Annotated in this window: 17 protein-coding genes and 1 pseudogene; 9 read left to right on the forward strand and 9 right to left on the reverse strand. The window is 46.1% G+C overall.

Annotation, left to right across the window (positions count from 1 at the left end; genetic code table 11):
• Nucleotides 1-445 precede the first annotated feature (445 nt).
• The 4 genes from RIM23_RS16965 to RIM23_RS16980 form a co-directional block, all read right to left on the reverse strand.
• Nucleotides 446-1,540 carry an ABC transporter ATP-binding protein gene (locus RIM23_RS16965; RefSeq protein WP_446368360.1) on the reverse strand — a complete coding sequence of 365 codons (1,095 nt, stop codon included), beginning with the start codon at nucleotides 1,538-1,540 and terminating at the stop codon, nucleotides 446-448.
• A gap of 71 nt (nucleotides 1,541-1,611) precedes the next feature.
• Nucleotides 1,612-2,487: a carbohydrate ABC transporter permease gene (locus RIM23_RS16970; protein WP_446368361.1), complete on the reverse strand. Its 876-nt coding sequence runs from the start codon at nucleotides 2,485-2,487 to the stop codon at nucleotides 1,612-1,614.
• A 7-nt stretch (nucleotides 2,488-2,494) separates the two neighbouring features.
• Nucleotides 2,495-3,400, reverse strand: coding sequence for a carbohydrate ABC transporter permease (locus RIM23_RS16975; RefSeq protein WP_446336987.1), 906 nt, complete (start codon nucleotides 3,398-3,400; stop codon nucleotides 2,495-2,497).
• A gap of 47 nt (nucleotides 3,401-3,447) precedes the next feature.
• Nucleotides 3,448-4,752, reverse strand: coding sequence for an ABC transporter substrate-binding protein (locus tag RIM23_RS16980; protein ID WP_446368362.1), 1,305 nt, complete (start codon nucleotides 4,750-4,752; stop codon nucleotides 3,448-3,450).
• A gap of 696 nt (nucleotides 4,753-5,448) precedes the next feature.
• Between RIM23_RS16980 and RIM23_RS16985 the strand changes: the two genes are divergently transcribed.
• Nucleotides 5,449-6,687, forward strand: coding sequence for an acyl-CoA dehydrogenase family protein (locus tag RIM23_RS16985; protein ID WP_446368363.1), 1,239 nt, complete (start codon nucleotides 5,449-5,451; stop codon nucleotides 6,685-6,687).
• Nucleotides 6,688-6,772: 85 nt separating this feature from the next.
• Complete coding sequence (locus tag RIM23_RS16990; RefSeq protein WP_446368364.1) at nucleotides 6,773-7,414, forward strand: ribonuclease H1 domain-containing protein; 642 nt, start codon at nucleotides 6,773-6,775, stop codon at nucleotides 7,412-7,414.
• 39 nt (nucleotides 7,415-7,453) lie between these two features.
• Here RIM23_RS16990 and RIM23_RS16995 read toward each other — a convergent pair whose 3' ends face one another.
• Nucleotides 7,454-7,777 carry a cupin domain-containing protein gene (locus RIM23_RS16995; RefSeq protein ID WP_446368365.1) on the reverse strand — a complete coding sequence of 108 codons (324 nt, stop codon included), beginning with the start codon at nucleotides 7,775-7,777 and terminating at the stop codon, nucleotides 7,454-7,456.
• A 45-nt stretch (nucleotides 7,778-7,822) separates the two neighbouring features.
• On the opposite strand from RIM23_RS16995, the gene sufU reads away from it, so the two are divergent.
• From sufU to RIM23_RS17020, 5 genes are all read left to right on the forward strand, one after another.
• On the forward strand, nucleotides 7,823-8,257 hold the full coding sequence (sufU, locus tag RIM23_RS17000; protein WP_446368366.1) for a Fe-S cluster assembly sulfur transfer protein SufU: 435 nt from the start codon (nucleotides 7,823-7,825) through the stop codon (nucleotides 8,255-8,257).
• Nucleotides 8,258-8,426: 169 nt separating this feature from the next.
• The gene (locus RIM23_RS17005) at nucleotides 8,427-9,101 is read left to right on the forward strand and encodes a response regulator transcription factor (RefSeq protein WP_446368367.1); all 675 of its coding nucleotides are present in this window, start codon (nucleotides 8,427-8,429) and stop codon (nucleotides 9,099-9,101) included.
• A gap of 15 nt (nucleotides 9,102-9,116) precedes the next feature.
• The gene (locus tag RIM23_RS17010; protein WP_446368368.1) at nucleotides 9,117-10,637 is read left to right on the forward strand and encodes a sensor histidine kinase; all 1,521 of its coding nucleotides are present in this window, start codon (nucleotides 9,117-9,119) and stop codon (nucleotides 10,635-10,637) included.
• Between the two features lie 177 nt (nucleotides 10,638-10,814).
• Nucleotides 10,815-11,102, forward strand: coding sequence for a peptidase (locus tag RIM23_RS17015; RefSeq protein ID WP_446337000.1), 288 nt, complete (start codon nucleotides 10,815-10,817; stop codon nucleotides 11,100-11,102).
• A 68-nt stretch (nucleotides 11,103-11,170) separates the two neighbouring features.
• Nucleotides 11,171-11,581 carry a QcrA and Rieske domain-containing protein gene (locus RIM23_RS17020; RefSeq protein WP_446368369.1) on the forward strand — a complete coding sequence of 137 codons (411 nt, stop codon included), beginning with the start codon at nucleotides 11,171-11,173 and terminating at the stop codon, nucleotides 11,579-11,581.
• A 194-nt stretch (nucleotides 11,582-11,775) separates the two neighbouring features.
• Here RIM23_RS17020 and RIM23_RS17025 read toward each other — a convergent pair whose 3' ends face one another.
• Together RIM23_RS17025 and RIM23_RS17030 are read right to left on the reverse strand one after the other, a co-directional pair.
• The gene (locus RIM23_RS17025) at nucleotides 11,776-12,930 is read right to left on the reverse strand and encodes an AAA family ATPase (protein WP_446368370.1); all 1,155 of its coding nucleotides are present in this window, start codon (nucleotides 12,928-12,930) and stop codon (nucleotides 11,776-11,778) included.
• 232 nt (nucleotides 12,931-13,162) lie between these two features.
• A complete protein-coding gene (locus RIM23_RS17030) occupies nucleotides 13,163-13,684 on the reverse strand; it encodes a hypothetical protein (protein ID WP_446368371.1) in 522 nt (173 codons plus the stop codon).
• 374 nt (nucleotides 13,685-14,058) lie between these two features.
• Here RIM23_RS17030 and RIM23_RS17035 point away from each other — a divergent pair.
• Nucleotides 14,059-15,262 (forward strand): annotated as a pseudogene (locus RIM23_RS17035) (RNA-guided endonuclease InsQ/TnpB family protein).
• A 36-nt stretch (nucleotides 15,263-15,298) separates the two neighbouring features.
• On the opposite strand, the gene RIM23_RS17040 reads toward RIM23_RS17035, so the two are convergent.
• Complete coding sequence (locus RIM23_RS17040; RefSeq protein ID WP_446368372.1) at nucleotides 15,299-16,234, reverse strand: metallophosphoesterase; 936 nt, start codon at nucleotides 16,232-16,234, stop codon at nucleotides 15,299-15,301.
• A gap of 133 nt (nucleotides 16,235-16,367) precedes the next feature.
• Here RIM23_RS17040 and RIM23_RS17045 point away from each other — a divergent pair, with 133 nt between their 5' ends.
• The gene (locus tag RIM23_RS17045; protein WP_446368373.1) at nucleotides 16,368-17,045 is read left to right on the forward strand and encodes a hypothetical protein; all 678 of its coding nucleotides are present in this window, start codon (nucleotides 16,368-16,370) and stop codon (nucleotides 17,043-17,045) included.
• 26 nt (nucleotides 17,046-17,071) lie between these two features.
• On the opposite strand, the gene RIM23_RS17050 is transcribed toward RIM23_RS17045, so the two are convergent.
• A complete protein-coding gene (locus RIM23_RS17050) occupies nucleotides 17,072-17,380 on the reverse strand; it encodes a hypothetical protein (RefSeq protein WP_446337007.1) in 309 nt (102 codons plus the stop codon).
• Between the last annotated feature and the right edge of the window lie 264 nt (nucleotides 17,381-17,644).

Genomic DNA, 17,644 nt, shown 5'->3' on the forward strand with positions numbered 1-17,644 from the left:
CCAGCAGGTTCAATCGCTACAAACAAAATTTCGCCAGCAATTCGGGTCTACGTTTGCTTGGTATTGGAGAATAATATCGACGTGACCGGGATCAAGTTCTAGAAAGTCCATCTGATGATTTTGCGACCACCCCCCCCCCCCCCCACCCCCCCCGCCCCCCCCCCACCCCCCCCCCCCCCCCCCCCCCCCCCCCCCCCTAAACACCCCCCTTCAACCCCCCTATCACCCCCCCTTAACCCCCCCCTTAAACCCCCCCTTTCAACGGGGGGCTTGGGGGGATGGGGGCTAGGGGGGATGGGGGCTAGGGGGGATGGAGAGAGGTTTTCCAGATCCCGTGAAAAGTGAAAAGTAAGGTGTAGGGGCTCTTTTGACGATTATCTTTTCGGTGGCACAAAAAATGTGACTAAACCCGCCCCGACTGTCGTCAGTTTCGAGACTCGATCGGTTAGGAATGATGGGTGAAGCGATCGCCTGATTCTACATCAAACCAGTGCATCGTTTTCTCCGGTAGGGCTAGAGTCACCGTATCTTCTTCACCATCCCAGTAGTGATCAGCGGGTAACAACGCCCGAATTGTCTTACCTTCTGACCCTTGGGAACCCCTCACCCGCACGCTAATCAGTTTTTCTTTGCCCATATCTTCAACGAGATACACGTTACCCTTAATGATTTGGTTATCTCCTTCTCTGGCAATCCGCACATTTTCGGGACGAATACCCATGATAATTTGGCGCGGTTTTTGCGGCAAGTTGGGCAGTTTCAGTTTAAAGTCACCCAAGATGGCATAATTCTCCTGACAGCTAAGGGTTAGTAGGTTCATTTGGGGACTGCCCATGAAACTAGCAACAAAACTATTAGCTGGGTAGGTATAAATCTGATAGGGAGTATCAAGCTGTTGCAATACGCCCTCGTAAAGTAAGGCAATGCGAGTAGAGAGAGTCATTGCCTCGGTTTGGTCGTGGGTAACATAGACGACGGGTTTGTTTTGAGATTTAAATAGTTGCTTGAGTTCTGCCCGAACTTGTTCTCGCAGTAAGGCATCTAAGTTACTCAAGGGTTCATCTAATAAAAAGACTTCCGGTTCCCGAACTAAGGCGCGGGCAACCGCTACCCGTTGTCGTTGTCCACCGGAGAGTTGACGGGGTTTGCGTTCGAGTAAGGAACGGTCTAAATCCAGCTTGATAATTACATCATCAATGCGCTTGCGAATTTCATCGCTAGGAGTTTTACGGATTCTCAGAGAGGCGCTGATATTTTCCTCTACTGTCATGTGGGGATAGAGGGCGTAACTCTGGAAAACCATGGCAATGTTGCGATCGCCGGGAGGGACAGTATTGACTGTTTGTCCACTGATAACCACTCTACCCTTGGTTGGGGTTTCCAATCCAGCAATTAATCGTAGTAATGTAGATTTGCCACAGCCAGAGGGTCCGATAAATGTCATGAACTCACCATCTTCCACCTCTAAGCTGATGTCTTTAATGGGTACTGTTTTGGGATTGTATTCTTTGCGTAGATTCTGGAGTTCGAGTTTTGCCATGATTTTTACCTATTGAGTTTTGAATCTAAATCGGGGTTAATCCAGACGTGCCATGGCACGTCTCTACAACCTCATCCTTTCACTGCCCCAGCCGTGATTCCTTGAACAATGCGACGCTGGAAGAGGAGGACTAACACAATCAGGGGCAAAGTTCCAGCTACTGTCGCCGCCGCGATCGGACCGTAAGGGATTTCAAATACAGATGTGCCACCGATTTGAGCCACTGCCACCGGGATAGTTTTCATTTCATTTTGAGTAATAAAGGTCAAGGCAAAGATAAACTCATTCCAGGCAAAGATAAATGTCAAAATTCCCGTGGTTACCAGGGCAGGTATGGTCATCGGCAGAACAATTTTCAGCAGCATTTGTACTGTGTTGTATCCATCAACCTTAGCCGAATCTTCTAAGTCTTTAGGTAGCTGCTGAAAGAAACTCCGTAGAACCAAAATAGTCAGCGGTAAATTAATTCCGGTATAAGGAACAATTAGGGCGATGTAGTTATTTCCCAAGCCCAAAGCTTTCACCACCTCTAGCAGCCCCAGAAAAAGTAGCACGTAGGGAAAGAGACTGACGACGAGGACACAGCCTAGAACAATTCGCTCTCCCGGAATTCGTAACCGTGCCAATGCATAAGCGGCAGGCGCTCCGGCGATTAAACACAAGAAGGTGGAGGTTAAGGAAACAAGGGCGCTATTGAAGATATAACGCCAAAAGGGATAACGCTCAAATAGCTGCGTGTAGTGATTCCAAGTGAGTTGATCTGGTGCGGGAAAATAGACATTAGGAATTGCCGAAATTGCCTCATTCACCTTGAATGACGTGAGAACTTGCCAAAGGGCTGGCGCGAGGCAAAAGATTAGCGTTAAGACAACACCAACCCAGAGCATAATTTGCTTGGTATTGATTCGTGACTTTTTTTGTGATGATGATTGTTGAGCGATTGCCATGGTTAATCTATTGGTCTCCTAAAACATTAAGCCGGGTTTTTGAGAGCAAAAATGCGACAATTGCTACGGCGATAATCAGCAAGAGAAATGTTACGACCACCAAAGCAGCACCGTAACCAAAATCCAGATAGCGCCTCACCGTGTCGTAAATATAGAGTGAGATCATTTCCGTAGCATTGGCTGGACCTCCTCCCGTCATCACTAGGATCAAATCAAAAATACCGAAGGCTTGAGCAAATCGAAATAATAAGGCAATCAGGATTTGTGGGGTTAGCAAAGGTAAGGTAATTTGCACAAAGCTTTGTAGTGGAGAGGCTCCATCAATAGCATGAGCTTCATAAAGATCCTCAGAAATTGATTGCAATCCTGCCAGCAGAATGATCGCAAAAAAAGGCGTTGTTTTCCAGACATCAGCCGCAATCAATGCCACCATTGCCAAATTAGGTTCACCCAACCAAGTTACCGGGTCAACGACGGGTAAAAATCGCAAAATATCGTTAGCAACGCCATACTGATCATTGAAAATCCACTGCCAAGCTAACCCCATGACGGCTGTTGGTAACGCCCAGGGAATGAGTGCAGCCGTGCGAACTAAACCTCGTCCAAAAAAGGCTTGATTTAGAACTAGGGCAATTGCCATTCCTAGCACTAATTCAACCAGAATCGAGGACACCGTAAAAACGGTCGTGTGCCAGATGCTTTGCCAGAATCGCCCATCACCCAAAAGCCGTGCATAATTTGCCAGTCCGGAAAACTCTGGCTGCAACTCAGTACCCAAATTTTGAGTGAATAGACTTAACCAAAACGCCCGTCCAATGGGATAGGCAAATACCATTACCAAGATAAGTATGGCGAGTAGGGTTAGTAACCAACCCGTTCGGATCTCTTTTTGCCGAATTGAACCTTGTTTCATAGTGACTTTATAGACTTACAACTAGCCGTGAAACGTGCTGCTTCACATTAATCTCCCAAGAGTCTACGAGTCTCCTGGGCTGCCCGATTCATGGCTTCTTCTGCACTTAGACTTTGCGTAATCGCTGCACTCAGATAACGCTGTAAAATATCTGAGGTTTGAGCATATTGGGCGATGGGTGGACGCAGAACCGCTTTTTCCAGAACTTCTAGAAGTTTGGGAAAGTAACTATATTTAGCCACCAGTTCGGGATCGGTATAAAGTGCTTTGAGAGCTGGAGCATAGCCTGTTGCCAATATGAATTGTTGTTGTACCTCCAGACGGTTAAAGAATTCAATCACTTTCCAGGCTTCATCGGCGTGTTTCGTCGATTTAGAAATACCCAGTCCCCATCCACCTTGGCAAGCACCACTGCTATCATTAGGTTGGTGCACCATCGGCTTGATTGCAAATTGACCCGCAATTTCTGAGTTAGCTGCTAATGTGTAAACGTAGGGCCAATTTCGCAAGAATATAGCTTCACCGTTTTGGAAGATTCGCCGGGTTTCTTCTTCGGCGTAAGTGGTGACACCAGGGGGAGAAACGCCTTTGTCAATGGTATTGCGTAAAAATTCGACAGCTTGGATAGCTTCGGGTTGATCAAGTCCAACTTCTAATGTGTCTGGATTCACCCAAAAGCCACCAAATCCTTCCAGGATTTCCACAAACATAGCAGACAATCCTTCGTACTGCTTCCCTTGCCATAAATACCCCAAATCAACGTCTGTTTGTTGTTGCAAGGCTTGGGAGATTTGCATGAGTTCGTCAAAAGTTTCGGGGGGTTCGTATCCACCTTGCTTTAATAAGTCAGTACGGTAGTAGAGCATACCCCCGTCGGAACGGAAGGGCATTCGATAAAGTTCACCGTTGTAGCGTCCCCCCTCTACATCCCCTTGCAGAAACTCTGATAATTGGTCTTCAGAAACTCGGTCGGACAGAGGCATTAACCATCCGGCGGCGGCAAATTTTGGCACCCAAACAATGTCTAGATAAACCAGATCGTAAGGGGATTCTCCTAGTAAGAAAGCCGAGGTATAGAGGTCTTCAACCAGGTTAGTTTCATTCGGTCCTTCGATGATTTCCAGATTGATGCCTGGATTTTGTTGTTCAAAGTCCTCGACAAAAAGTTGCCACTGGGATGCTTCTAGGGCGCTCATCAATACTTGGACTGTGACGGGTTGTTGGGTCAATGCTGGGAGAATTAAAAACTGAATTGCGGCAATTGAGGCAATCAGTAAGATTAAAAAACGAGGGAATCTTTTGATTCTGAAGATGCCTCTTTTGAGTCTGCTTAATTGCTGACTAATGTTCATTGGATGCTCTGACAATTCAATAGGGTTCAATTCACCTGTGTGATGACGATTATGCCCTGTCTCTGACAGGATTGCTCTTGGTGCTGGTATTGGAGTCAACACACGATAGTGTATAAGCTTCAGCCTAATTGTAGCTAACGCTTATGAATTACTTTACCTCATCGCTTGATTTGACGAGATGTCAATCTAGGTTAGAGCTAGATGTAAAGAAATGAAACTTAAATTTATTTAAGTTAACATTTATGGGCAGGCGATGAGGCAAGATCGGCTCTGTCAGTCGATTCGGGTGTGCAAAAGGATACTGGTATCCTGTTTCGCTAACATAATTTATACCTCCATAGTTAGTTGACATTTTTCACCTTTGGCAATAAGTTCCAAGTTAACGTGAGATGGGCAAGTTCCAGCCAGTCTCTTGCTCAGCTTTTCAGGCTTTATCCTACTTGCTGACCCTACATCAAATAGTTTCGTGAAAACGGTGCCAGTTATGATTAGCCTAGATAATACCTTTGATGAAACACTGATTTTTTCCTATTTTTTACCAAGCTGACCTTAAGTAATCCGATTTTTGGTATCAACTGTTTTATCTAGCCGCCCTAAATAATTTGGGCAATCGCCTGTTGCCATTCTCTGGTCTTTGTTTCCTTTGCTAAAAATTGGATAGTCTAAGGAAGGGATAATTTAACTGTTTGTTGCCAAATGTCACTAACCGCAGCTAACCAGGGTGTTGCTCAAGATATCGCGAATCAATCCAACCTTTTAGAGGTGGCGGATGCTTACTTGCGCCAAATCGTTGCACCTCGCGCATCAGAGATAGATCAGGATACACAGGCGTTGCGAACCGCGCTCCAGGGATTAGGCTCTCGCAACCTCCTCGCGCTTAAGGTTCCCCAACGTTGGGGAGGTGCAGAGGTTACTCCTGTTACCTTCTCTCACTTCCAGCAACACGTCTGTCGCTATTCTGGCGCCTTGGCATTTCTGCAAACTCAGCATCAGAGTGCAGGTGGATTTTTGGCAAAAAGTGACAATGAAGCCTTAAAGCAGCACTATCTTCCCCCCATGGGGAGAGGTGAGGCGTTAGTGGGGGTAGGATTCTCCCAACTGCGACGCACCGGGAATCCCCTAGTCAAGGCAACTCCTGTAGATGGGGGCTATCAGATTACTGGAAATGTCCCTTGGGTTACGGGTTTTAGCTTGTTTGAGGATTTTGTGATTGGGGCGACATTACCCGATGGTCGGGAACTCTATGGTATAGTACCGTTTACGTCTACAGAGCAAGCGGTTGGGGGTGCGATCGCGTTTAGTGAACCGATGGTTTTAGCGGCGATGAACTCCACGAATACAGTGTCGGCGAGTCTGGCTGATTGGTTTTTACCCCACGAGTCTGTTTTATTCATCAGAAAAGCCGGGGCGATTCATGAAACGGATCGAAAAAATGTGTTAAATCATGGGTTCTTTGCCTTAGGCTGTGCTCAAGCCGGATTAGATATTATTGCCGCCGTTTATCAACGCAAGCAACTCGAATTTATTCAAGCGGCTTTTGATCATCTCCACGCCGAAGTCTTGGACTGTGAAGCTGTCATGATAGCCGCATTATCGGCAAATTCTGCTGACACCGAGGATCAGGGATCTGAGGGAGATGGGGGCGGGTTTAGAAACATCCGGGTGACAACAAACGATAATAGTAAAACCCGCCCCTACCGTCCTCAACACTCAACACATCATCCCCAATCCCTACAGCTAAGGGCGTGGGCAATTAACCTAGCAGGGCGCTGTACCAATGCGGCTGTAACAGTTTCTAGTGGCGCAGCCAATCTCCAATCCCACGCTGCCCAAAGAGTCTATCGCGAAGCTGTAGTATTTACGGTGTCTGGGCAAACCACGGCAGTAATGGAAGCAACTTTGGCGCAGTTAGTCTACTCGCCTCGTCCAAATTAGATGAATAGTAGTGCTACAATGTCAGGGAAAAAAATCCAGATAAAAAACAAAAATTGTCCAGTCAAGCAAGTGCTGCACTTCTAAAATGAAATCCAATAAATACTATGCTGTTCTCAAAGGCAGAAAGACAGGACTATTTACCAGTTGGCAGGAATGTGAAAAACAAGTAAAAGGGTTCAGTGGAGCGATTTACAAGTCGTACAAGACTATAGGAGAAGCTGAAGCAGAATTGGGTGTTACGGAACAGCTTTCTATTTTTAAATTCTCTGAAAAAGAAGTAAATTGGTGTAGCCCAAGCAAAAAAAATATTGCTGCAAGCCAATTAATTAGGAACAGCATTTGTGTTGATGCTTCCTGTATCGGTAATCCAGGCGACGTTGAATATAGAGGAGTTGACACAGCAACCGGGGAAGTCGTCTTTCATAAACGTCCAATGTCCAACGGAACAAATAACCTGGGAGAGTTTCTGGCTATTGTCCATGCACTTGCCTACCTCAAAAATAAAAGCAGCAATATACCCATTTATTCTGATTCTGAGACAGCTATTACTTGGCTTAAAAATAAGCAAGTGCGAACCACGTTAAAATCAAGTCCAGATAATGAAGAAATATTTGATTTAGTCAAAAGAGCATTGAATTGGTTAGAAGCTAACGAGTATAAGAACTCAATTTTAAAATGGAATACTGGGTCTTGGGGTGAGATCCCCGCAGATTTTGGTCGCAAGTAAAACCCGCACCATTTCTCGTTCCCAGAGAGAAGCATCAAGCTACCTATTTAGATGACCATGGACAGCAAGCCAGATACAGGGTGGGTGAGAGCTTGTCAATTCGACTCGGTGCTTTTGATGAGCATTAATCAGAACATAATCCCCGGCTTTAAGTTCAATTCTCGAACCATCATCATAAGCAAGAATTGCTTCACCCTGAAGCAGAATCACCCACTCATCCTGCTGTCCGTCATACCATTCTCCTATAGGTGTCGTTTGTCCCGTGGAGATAATGCGCTCAATTAAAACACTATCACTACAGACTAAAGCCTCAAATAGTTCTTCATTAGGCAGTTGGGGCGGTAAGTTAAAAATATTGGGCATATCTAATCAATGATGGAACTATCCTCTATTGAATGTTAAAAGATTATGACTTCTTCAATTCATCAGCGCCGATTATATCAGCAAATTATTCTGGAACACTCAAAGAACCCTCAAAATCGAGGCACAACCAATCCTGTAGATGGATATCATTACGGACATAACCCAATGTGTGGCGACACGATTGAACTAACGATACAACTTAATCCAACAGGCGATAGGATTGAGGATATTAAATTTGAGGGAAAAGGTTGTGCGATCGCGATCGCGTCAGCCGATTTGATGGCGGATACGGTACGGGGGAAAACCATAGCCGAAGCCTTGTCAATGGTGGAACGCTTTCGAGAGATGATTACCGGACAAGGTGAGTTTTCCCCAGAGTTGGGGAAACTGAATGCTTTACAGGGTGTTTCCCAGTTTCCTATACGGATTAAATGTGCGACATTGAGTTGGCATACGCTTAAAGCCGTTATAGAATCTTAACGCGAATCCTCATGTAATAATTTTAAATTTGGCGGCTGTCAATGGTTTACCTGTCAGACTGTGTTATCGACGGATTAGAAAAAATTGTTTGCTGCGAATCCAATTTATGGTTTACGAAAGTGAAACGTTATTATAGAAACTATCTACCCGTGAATAGCTGTGAACAATCATGAGGATTTTGCTGGTTGAGGATGATCAGCGCATTGCTAAAGCGCTGGCAGAAACTCTGCAAGACCAACATTATATTGTTGATATGGCTACCGATGGCGAAGCGGGGTGGGATTTTGTCGAAGCATTCAACTATAAACTCATCCTGCTGGATGTGATGCTACCTAAACTGGATGGAATTAGCTTTTGTCAACGCTTGCGACGTTCCGGTAAAATGACCCCGGTGCTGATGCTGACGGCTAAAGACACTAGCAATGATAAGGTGATTGGATTAGATGCAGGTGCGGATGATTATGTGGTGAAACCCTTTGATTTGCCAGAATTAACCGCTCGGATTCGGGCATTACTGCGTCGAGGCAATTCTAGCCTACCCCCGGTGCTGGAGTGGGAACGTCTGAGCTTCGATCCGAATACATGTCAAGTCACTTATGCTGAACACCCCCTGCATCTGACGCCCAAGGAATACAGTTTACTGGAATTACTGTTACGAAGTCATGGTCGTGTGCAGAGTCGTAGCGCTATTTTAGAACAGCTTTGGTCATGGGATGATCCACCCGGAGAAGATGCGGTTAAGGTTCATATTAAAGATTTACGCAAAAAACTTAGAGCAGTCGGCGCTCCACCTGATTTGATTCAAACGGTTTATGGTATCGGGTATCGGCTGAAGCAAAATTAGCCAGGGGAAAGACGTATGGTCAGAGAAGATCAGGGAAATCAGGGACATAAAAAACCGTATAAATTTTTACCAAAATTGGGTATCAAAACCAGGTTCCCTATAAGCAAAGCGAAGGGTCAAAATCCAAAACTCAGTCAGGGCGGGTTTCGCACAAACGTTACTCTCAATAGCCAAAAGAAAATCCCTAAACCCGCTTCTACATACTCAAAACCCTGCCCTCTTTCCGAAGTAAAGCGTCAAAACTCTGTCAGCCCCCAGTTTAAATCCTTGCGCTGGCGTCTGTTGGGTTCCTACCTGATGGTTATGGTGGCAATTCGGGTCATATCCAATGGTGTAGTCTATGAATTTTTTGCCCATAGTCTCTATCAGCAATTAGATAACCGTCTGCTCAATTTAGCCCAAGCGGCGGCTCATAGTTTAGTGGCGATTAAGCAGGATAAAGATGCCGTTGATCAACCTGCTTATCGCCCTTTAGACGGAGATGGTGATCTCGACATTCCCTGGCAAAATCTGAGTAAACCGGATCAAAGTGTGGAGTGGTTTGGGGCGGATCAGCAACGGTTAGCTATCTCTGGCACACTTTCGCCCACTTTTCTCCTACAAGAAGGGTTCCAGACAGGGGAACAAGGGCAGATTCGTACCCTAACGATTCCCGCATACAGTTACCGCCAAGGAGAACGACAACTCGAAGGTTATGTTCGCGCCAGTGAATCTACAGAGTCTGTGGAAGCTGTCCTCACCCAGTTACGTTGGGGATCTGGGGTAGCCGGTATCCTGGCTTTTGGATTGATGGGGGTGGGCGGTATGTGGCTGACTCGGCAGTCGATGCAGCCGATTGAGCAGAGTTTTCAGCAACTTAAACAGTTTACAGCCGATGCGTCTCACGAGTTACGCAGCCCCCTGACGGCGATTAAGGCGTCAGTGGAGGTGATGCAGACTCATCCCGAACGGATTCATCCGGCGGATGTGGAAAAATTGGCTGCGATCGCGTCGGCGACTAGCCAGATGAGTCGTTTGGTGGAGGATCTCCTGTTACTCGCCCGAACCGATGCGACAACCGCCGCACCAACCCGCGAATGGATGGTGATTCCCCTTGACGAACTTTTGGAGGATGTTGAGGAGCGTCTCGAACCCAACGCTGAAGCCCAAGACATTACCCTGAAATGCTTACTACAACCTGATGTTTTTGTCAATGGAGATGCTTCTCAACTTTTTCGTGTATTTTGTAATCTGCTTGAAAACGCTCTGCAATACACTCCATCCGGGGGTACAGTTACCCTGTCGATGAGCACAGATGAAACCTTGGTGGTTGTCAGTGTGGAGGATACAGGGATTGGTATCTATCCAGAACATTTGCCGTTTATTTTTGATCGCCTGTGGCGAGCCGATAAAGCCCGAACTCAGCGCCAGGAAGGTTCAGGGTTAGGTTTAGCGATCGCTCAAGCCGTTGCTCAACAACATGGTGGAGACATTACGGTGAGGAGTGAGTTAGGAGTTGGCAGTTGTTTTCAGGTGTATCTGCCCATAGTTTCTTAGGGGTAGATAGCCGTAGGGGCATGGCACTGCCGTGTCCCTACTGGTGGTGTGAGTTTTTTTTGACAAAACTGTGGTATCCACCCGAGTTCTTTACCTTTTCCACTTAAAGTCTTAACTATAGCCGGAAACAGTGATGGCTAACATCAGAATTCTCAAGCAATGGAGGAGGGGATGCCCATGATACGCACGTTTCGTAAATACCACCGCCTAATCGCGATCGCTGCCTGTCTCCCGTTAATTATAACCGTGATTACTGGCATGGGTTACACCATTTTTGATGAATGGTTTCATCAAGACGAGATCGCTAGGTTTCTAATGCAACTGCATACTCTGAAAATTTTGGGTTTAGAAACCATCTATCCGCTGCTGAATGGTTTGGGATTAGTGGGGTTGTTAGTTACAGGGTTAAGCATGACAGGTTTATTTAAGAAACGTCCGTCTATTCAAAAAACAGGCAACCACTAAAATCCTGATCAGGTTCCAACTTACAACTTAAAAAGAGAAAACTATTTAATAATGAGGAGAGTGCAACGATGAGTCATCTACTTAAAAAAACAGCTACGTTTGTATCAATTTTAGGTCTGCCCAAAACAGATGAATCAACCTCTGCGGCTAATCCCACTCGTGCGGATGGATTTGAGTCTGTTGGTGCAGTCGCTCAATTGGATCAAAACGGTGAAATCCTCAACGAACAATTTTCCATCGGTTCAATCTTGGTGGTGCGTGATCCCGGCGACTCGAACAGGATTATAGCGGTCAATCCTACCTGTACTCACACGGGTTGTACAGTAAAGTGGCAAGCAGATCAAACGGAATTTGTATGTCCCTGCCATGATTCTAAATTCACGATCAATGGCGAAGTCATTCAAGGACCGGCTAAAGATTCCTTGGCAGGTTATGATGTGAAGCAAGAAGATGATTTAATTCTGGTCAAAGCTGGTTAAAACAAACTTACACACAAACGCAACTTATGGTGAGGGCACGATACTATCGTGCCCCTACGAATGGTAATTTAGATGTCAAGAAAACGTAAGTTCTAGGAGAGACTAAAATGACGTGTCTTTAGACTGGGGATTTATCCCACCCTGCCTGATCCTTCGCTCGTGTCAGGATATTTGAAGTAAGGGTTCTTGCCGATTTAGCTAACCGAAACCTCCATCAGTTCTTTGAGCAAGGAATTGCTATCTTGAGTCATTGACGGTTCTGGATGTTTGGCGATAATCATGGGAGTGTCTCCCACTTCACTATCCGGGATAGCTTGGAGAAGGTAAACCTGTTCCGGGTTCACATTAGCAATCACTTGGGGTGAATGAGTCGCCACAATAAACTGACAGTTGGGGAAAGTTCGAGTCAGTGCTGGCACAATCTCGTGTTGCCATTTAGGATGCAGGTGGAGTTCAATCTCATCAATCAGAACCACACCACTCCCTTCAAGGGGATTCGTTAACCCCGGATTCGCGATCGCTAACCGTTTGGCTAAATCGGCGGCGAGTGCGAGCAAGCCTTTTTCACCTTCTGATAGCTGATTAACAACTAATTCTCGACCTTGTTTTGTCACCGTCATGCGTAAGGGGGCGCGTCGCACCCGCAAGTTAGCAAAACCGGGCAACAGAGAGGATATCGCTTGTCTGATGGCTTCTAAGAGGCGATCGCGGTGTTCAGGATTATCTCGACGCCATTCGTTTTCTAGATCTTCAAGATCCTTAAACCACTCGAAAAAGCTGCTAAAGTTAATCGACACACCGATTAGGGCTTGGTCATAAATCACCAGTTGGTTTGACCAATGGTATTTCGTCGGTTCTTGGGTCACCTTGTCGCAAAACTGGCGGTTGACGGGATAATAAACCACTACGGGTAAATTCACATTCAGATTGTTTTGCAACTGATTCTTAATTCGCAAACAAATTCCTTCTAACTCTCGAATATTCCCACCCCGGGGTCGTCCCTTGGTATTGGATAATGAGAGAAACCAACTGATCGGACGTTCCCTTAAGGAAATCGTGATCTCATTTTTTGTGTGATGGGCGCCATTGGCGATATCTCCCTGACTAAAAAAATGTCGCGGAATTTTCCGTTCTTCAGTAATGTCCTGTTCATTAATAAAATGTCCCGTTCCAATCGGATCTTGAAGTTCCGCCACAAAATGGGAAAGTAGGAGTGCGATACAGTCGAGAATACTGGATTTTCCCGTTCCGTTGATCCCCACCAAGACTGTTGGTTCAGTCTCATGGAACTCCAGCGTCAGATCGCCGATGCCACGGAACGAGTTGATTTTCAGGCGCTTGACTTTCATGGCTTATAGTAGGCTGATGGCAATAAAATGACACCGATATGAAAAGCAGCAATTGTTATCGATACTGCTGATGATAATCTGATCGGCTGAGCTTGTCCGGCATAAGCCTCACACAATTGAGGAAGGAACTCCTTTTTTTTACCTTAGAGAGACGTACCCTGACACATCTAGAACATGAATGCGTAATGTCTAAGGCATCGCTAACTGGGGTTACGCTAGCCGGCGCCGACGCTTAGGGAGCAATCAAGAGTGAAGCTTCCCAGAAATAAACGCGATCGCAATATTGAAATCTGCTTGTACAGACAGCTTCCAGGGAAACGTTTTGCGTGTTGGTCACATCCAGCGATACGAAAGCGGGTTCTCCTCCAGGTGAAACGGTTCGAGATTCAGCCCTTACTCCATCTATATACACATTAACAAGAACCCTGGGACTACCTTGGTCGTTATCGCGCATGCCAAACCCTAATTGCAGCCTCTGAAAAGTGACATTCTCCTGATTGGGTTGCAGCCTACAGGTCAATGATGCCTGAGTATCGCCTGGACCCATATAAAATCGCGATGGGTAAACCGCTTTATTGACGACAACGTTTTCACTTCGACGTCTCCAGTTGCCAATACCCGCATCCACACAACTCAGCCTCAGCAGGGAGGTTGAGCGTTCTTGAGCTTGTACAATTTGCTGACTTTGGGCAGTTAACGCCACAAATAGGAGTCCACTGGCAATGATTTTCTGAATCAGTTTGCTTTTCATCATTTGATAGATTACCCACACCAACAGGCGTCAATACTACATCATCCCATGGGCTGAGGTTCATAACCTCCATTTCTCATGTGAGGATAGAGGAGCAGGAGAGCAGGGGAGATGGGGGAGATGGTATGTTCCAGACGTAGCATACTACGTCTGGAAGAGTTAGTCAGGGCGGGTTTTGCACAAAGGTTACCATCAAAAACCAAGCATACAGTTACTAAACCCGCCCCTACAAACCAGGTTCCCTCTTGCTGCGCCAAGGATCAAAACTCTTTCATCTTTCGCAAGCGGATGGAGACCGTCGCTTTTAGCGAGGGAGGAAAGCCGCGCCTCCGGTTACAGTTTACAGTTTTTACAGGGAATGTGATAGAATGTGAGGTATGACTCAACGCGCCTACCGATACCGCTTTTACCCAACGCCGGAACAAGAACAACTCTTGCGCCGCACGTTGGGTTGTATTCGGTTGGTCTACAACTTGGCGTTGCACACCCGAACTGAAGGCTGGTATGAAAGGCAAGAGCGGATTGACTACAAACAGACATCCGCTATGCTGACAGATTGGAAAAAGCAAGAAGACTTGCAATTTCTTAATGAAGTGAGCTGTGTACCATTGCAGCAGGGATTGAGGAACTTGCAAAAAGCGTTTACCAATTTCTGGGCAGGTCGTGCTAAATACCCCAACTTCAAAAAGAAGCGGAATGGTGGTAGTGCTGAGTTTACTCGTTCTGCCTTTAAGTGGAAGGATGGGCAATTGTGGTTGGCAAAATGTTGTGAACCTCTGCCAATTCGCTGGAGTCGTACCCTTCCAGAAAACTGTGAACCCTCTACGGTTACAGTAAGGTTGGATGCTTCTGGGCGATGGTTTGTCTCTGTGTTGGTTGAGGATCATACTGTCAAACTGCTATCTCAACTTGATAAAGCGATTGGGATTGATGCAGGTATTACCTCCTTGATTGCAACCAGCGATGGGGAAAAGATTGTTAATCCAAAGCATTTCTTGCGACTGAGATACAAGTTGAGGCAAGCTCAAAAAGCGTTGTCTCGCCAGGTTAAAGGCTCGAACAATAGGGAGAAAGCCAGGCAGCAGGTTGCCCGAATCCACGCCCAAATTGCCGACGCTCGCAAAGATTTCCTTCACAAGCTGACGACTCGATTGGTACGCGAAAATCAAACGATTGCTGTCGAAGATTTGGCGGTGAAGAACATGATGAAAAACCATAAGTTGGCTCAAGCGATTGCTGATGCAAGCTGGAGTGAACTGGTTCGTCAGTTGGAATACAAGTGCCAGTGGTACGGTCGGACACTGGTTAAGATTGACCGATGGTTTCCCAGTTCTAAGCGCTGTGGACACTGTGGTCACATTGTTGATAAATTGCCCCTTGATGTCAGGGAATGGGATTGTCCAGAGTGTGGAACCCACCATGACCGAGACATTAATGCCGCAAATAATATTCTCGCCGCAGGGCTTGCGGTGATAGTCTGTGGAGCGAACATAAGACCTGATGGGCATAAGTCCAAGGGGCAGTTGCGAAAAACCTCTCTCGCTTTTTCTTAGGGGAAAGAAGCAGAAACCTAAATCGTGAGGTTTAGGAATCCCTCGTCTCCGGCGAGGGAGGATGTCAAGCTTCACCAGATGGAATCACCCCTTGATCAAAGATTTGACCCTTTGTATCAATACCACGAACTAGGATGCGATCGCGATACACCTCGTAAGCGGCAAAACTTAGCTTTGAGGCGGAATGGGCAGTCCATGGCGAACGCCCGACAGGACGAACTCCAGCACCAGCACCACAAATTAGATAGCTTGTCCCATTAATCGGAAAAGTACGCTCGTAGGTGTGGTCATGACCATTAATATAGAGTTGCACGCCGTATTTTTGAAACAGGGGAGTCAGGGTTTCAATAAACCTTTGATTCAATCCGTAGTGACCCGATGAATAAATTTGATGATGTCCAAAGACAATCTTCCAGGGTGCATCGCTGCGGCTGAGTTCCTGTTCTAACCAGGGTAACTGACGCTGCCAATCCGCATTAGCGTTGGTATCCATCGCCCAAAATTGGACTGATCCCCGCCGAAAGGTATAGTATCGTCCCTGCATGTTGAAACCTGGATACCGGACTTGGGGATCACCATTGGCGGTGCGGATGTCATGGTTTCCCAGACAAGCGTGAAATTTCACTCCATTTTCCAGTAAGGCTTGATAGGGTTTTTCAAAGACTGCCTCTACCTTTTCAATCTCGCCATTGTTATAAATATTGTCACCCGCCAGAATCACTAACTGGTATGGATTCTGTTGATAATAAGCAGTCATTGCCTCTGCCACAGCATATTGTCCGGCTGCACCTGTACCTGTATCAGCAACGGAAACAAAGCGTAGCAGATGTGGATCTCTTAATTGGTTTTGGGTGTCCGTTGAGGGTGTTGACTCAGGAGTCTGGAAATGGGGATCACTCGTCTGAGTCGTTTTACGGGCGTTGAGGTTACTACCAACGGCAATAACACCTAAACAACTGATACCACTCAAAATTAGAAATTGACGGCGTTTGAGGCTCATAGATCTAGAGCAGTCATGCAGACTGAAGACAAGACGGGCAAAAATGCTAAATTTGTGCTGTAGGAACAGCGTTGTGTAAGAAGAATCTAGCGCATTTTATGCCAATTGGCGTTGCTGGGGAGGGAGATTTAAGATGTCAAAGGAGCAGCATAAGCCTCAGACGTCCGTAGAGGCAGATGAATCCACTCAAGAAACTAATACGGCTGAACCCACTCGCCCGTCTAAAATGGTGGATTGGCTCTATCCCAGCTTTGAAACCGTTGAGAATATCTGGGATAGCATTTTGGCAAAAATTCGCTCTGTACTACCAGAGGCGTGGAATCAAAAGCTATCGGATTGGGGATTGACGGGCGCGATCGCGGCTTTTATTGTTGTCATACTGGTAACTACAGTCGCCCTAACCCTAGAGACACCGACACAGTTAGCCAAAGAAGTAAAACCAGAACCCATCCCTGCACATCCAGAATTAGCCGTACCTGAACTTGCACAAACTCCGGAACTTACTCCGGAACTTACCCCAGAACAACGCCTGATTACAGCGATTCAAAATCAAGTGGCTGAAATTACGGATCACTATGCCAATGGACTAATTCAATCCATTCAAGCCAACTTTCCGGGTAGTCGTCTGATTGTAACCGTCAGTGACGGCTGGTATGAGTTGCAGACACAGGAGCAAGATCAGCTAGCTAGTGAAATTTGGCGTCGCTCGAAAGAATTGGAGTTGAGCAAACTGGAAATCACTAATTCCGATGGAACCCTATTGGCGCGGAGTCCGGTAGTCGGTTCTGGGATAGTAATTTTACAGCCTTAGACATTCGTCCCCTATTCAAAAGCTGATCAGCGCATGGCTTTCTCAAGCTGGTTGGCAATATTGAATTGAGCCAGACTGGGGGATTCAATCTCAGTTCTGGCTAGTTGTTCTAACTCAATCGCTAGCGATCGCAGGTAGTCTGCTCGTTGGCGCATTCGGGTACTGATTCCCTCTGCACCAGTGGCAAGGCACTCGGGGCAAACATCACTAACATATTCGCCAGATTCCCGATACGCTCTTGCCACCACCTCTAACGGGAAAAAAATGTTACCGCACAAGTTGCAACGGCATTTTTCCTCGAAGTCATTACTCTCAACTTTAATTTGAATGGGCATGGAAGCTGTTCTCCAATATATATATGCAATTGTGGGATAGCTGGAATCCTATCTGGACTTGGCTAAAACGGACAGTTTAGTTAATTATTTATTTTATTTTAACAATAAATGTAGTTAATTGTACAGATTATTCCTAATGAAAGAGAAAGGTTTTTTTGTTAGCTTTCCCTGACAATGATCCCGCCTATTTCACACCCAAGGGCTATCATAAAAAAAATACTCAGAGTTAAGACCCTGAGTATAAATTGCCAAACAATTTAGTCA

The sequence above is a fragment of the Coleofasciculus sp. G3-WIS-01 genome, from assembly GCF_040223135.1.
Lineage (GTDB): Bacteria > Cyanobacteriota > Cyanobacteriia > Cyanobacteriales > Coleofasciculaceae > Coleofasciculus.

Excerpts from the sequence above, each read along its gene's own strand:
- RIM23_RS16965 (WP_446368360.1), bottom strand. The coding sequence starts at position 1,540 with ATGGCAAAACTCGAACTCCAGAATCTACGCAAAGAATACAATCCCAAA.
- RIM23_RS16970 (WP_446368361.1), bottom strand. The coding sequence starts at position 2,487 with ATGGCAATCGCTCAACAATCATCATCACAAAAAAAGTCACGAATCAAT.
- RIM23_RS16975 (WP_446336987.1), bottom strand. The coding sequence starts at position 3,400 with ATGAAACAAGGTTCAATTCGGCAAAAAGAGATCCGAACGGGTTGGTTA.
- RIM23_RS16980 (WP_446368362.1), bottom strand. The coding sequence starts at position 4,752 with ATGAACATTAGTCAGCAATTAAGCAGACTCAAAAGAGGCATCTTCAGA.
- RIM23_RS16985 (WP_446368363.1), top strand. The coding sequence starts at position 5,449 with ATGTCACTAACCGCAGCTAACCAGGGTGTTGCTCAAGATATCGCGAAT.
- RIM23_RS16990 (WP_446368364.1), top strand. The coding sequence starts at position 6,773 with ATGAAATCCAATAAATACTATGCTGTTCTCAAAGGCAGAAAGACAGGA.
- RIM23_RS16995 (WP_446368365.1), bottom strand. The coding sequence starts at position 7,777 with ATGCCCAATATTTTTAACTTACCGCCCCAACTGCCTAATGAAGAACTA.
- sufU (WP_446368366.1), top strand. The coding sequence starts at position 7,823 with ATGACTTCTTCAATTCATCAGCGCCGATTATATCAGCAAATTATTCTG.
- RIM23_RS17005 (WP_446368367.1), top strand. The coding sequence starts at position 8,427 with ATGAGGATTTTGCTGGTTGAGGATGATCAGCGCATTGCTAAAGCGCTG.
- RIM23_RS17010 (WP_446368368.1), top strand. The coding sequence starts at position 9,117 with ATGGTCAGAGAAGATCAGGGAAATCAGGGACATAAAAAACCGTATAAA.
- RIM23_RS17015 (WP_446337000.1), top strand. The coding sequence starts at position 10,815 with ATGATACGCACGTTTCGTAAATACCACCGCCTAATCGCGATCGCTGCC.
- RIM23_RS17020 (WP_446368369.1), top strand. The coding sequence starts at position 11,171 with ATGAGTCATCTACTTAAAAAAACAGCTACGTTTGTATCAATTTTAGGT.
- RIM23_RS17025 (WP_446368370.1), bottom strand. The coding sequence starts at position 12,930 with ATGAAAGTCAAGCGCCTGAAAATCAACTCGTTCCGTGGCATCGGCGAT.
- RIM23_RS17030 (WP_446368371.1), bottom strand. The coding sequence starts at position 13,684 with ATGATGAAAAGCAAACTGATTCAGAAAATCATTGCCAGTGGACTCCTA.
- RIM23_RS17040 (WP_446368372.1), bottom strand. The coding sequence starts at position 16,234 with ATGAGCCTCAAACGCCGTCAATTTCTAATTTTGAGTGGTATCAGTTGT.
- RIM23_RS17045 (WP_446368373.1), top strand. The coding sequence starts at position 16,368 with ATGTCAAAGGAGCAGCATAAGCCTCAGACGTCCGTAGAGGCAGATGAA.
- RIM23_RS17050 (WP_446337007.1), bottom strand. The coding sequence starts at position 17,380 with ATGCCCATTCAAATTAAAGTTGAGAGTAATGACTTCGAGGAAAAATGC.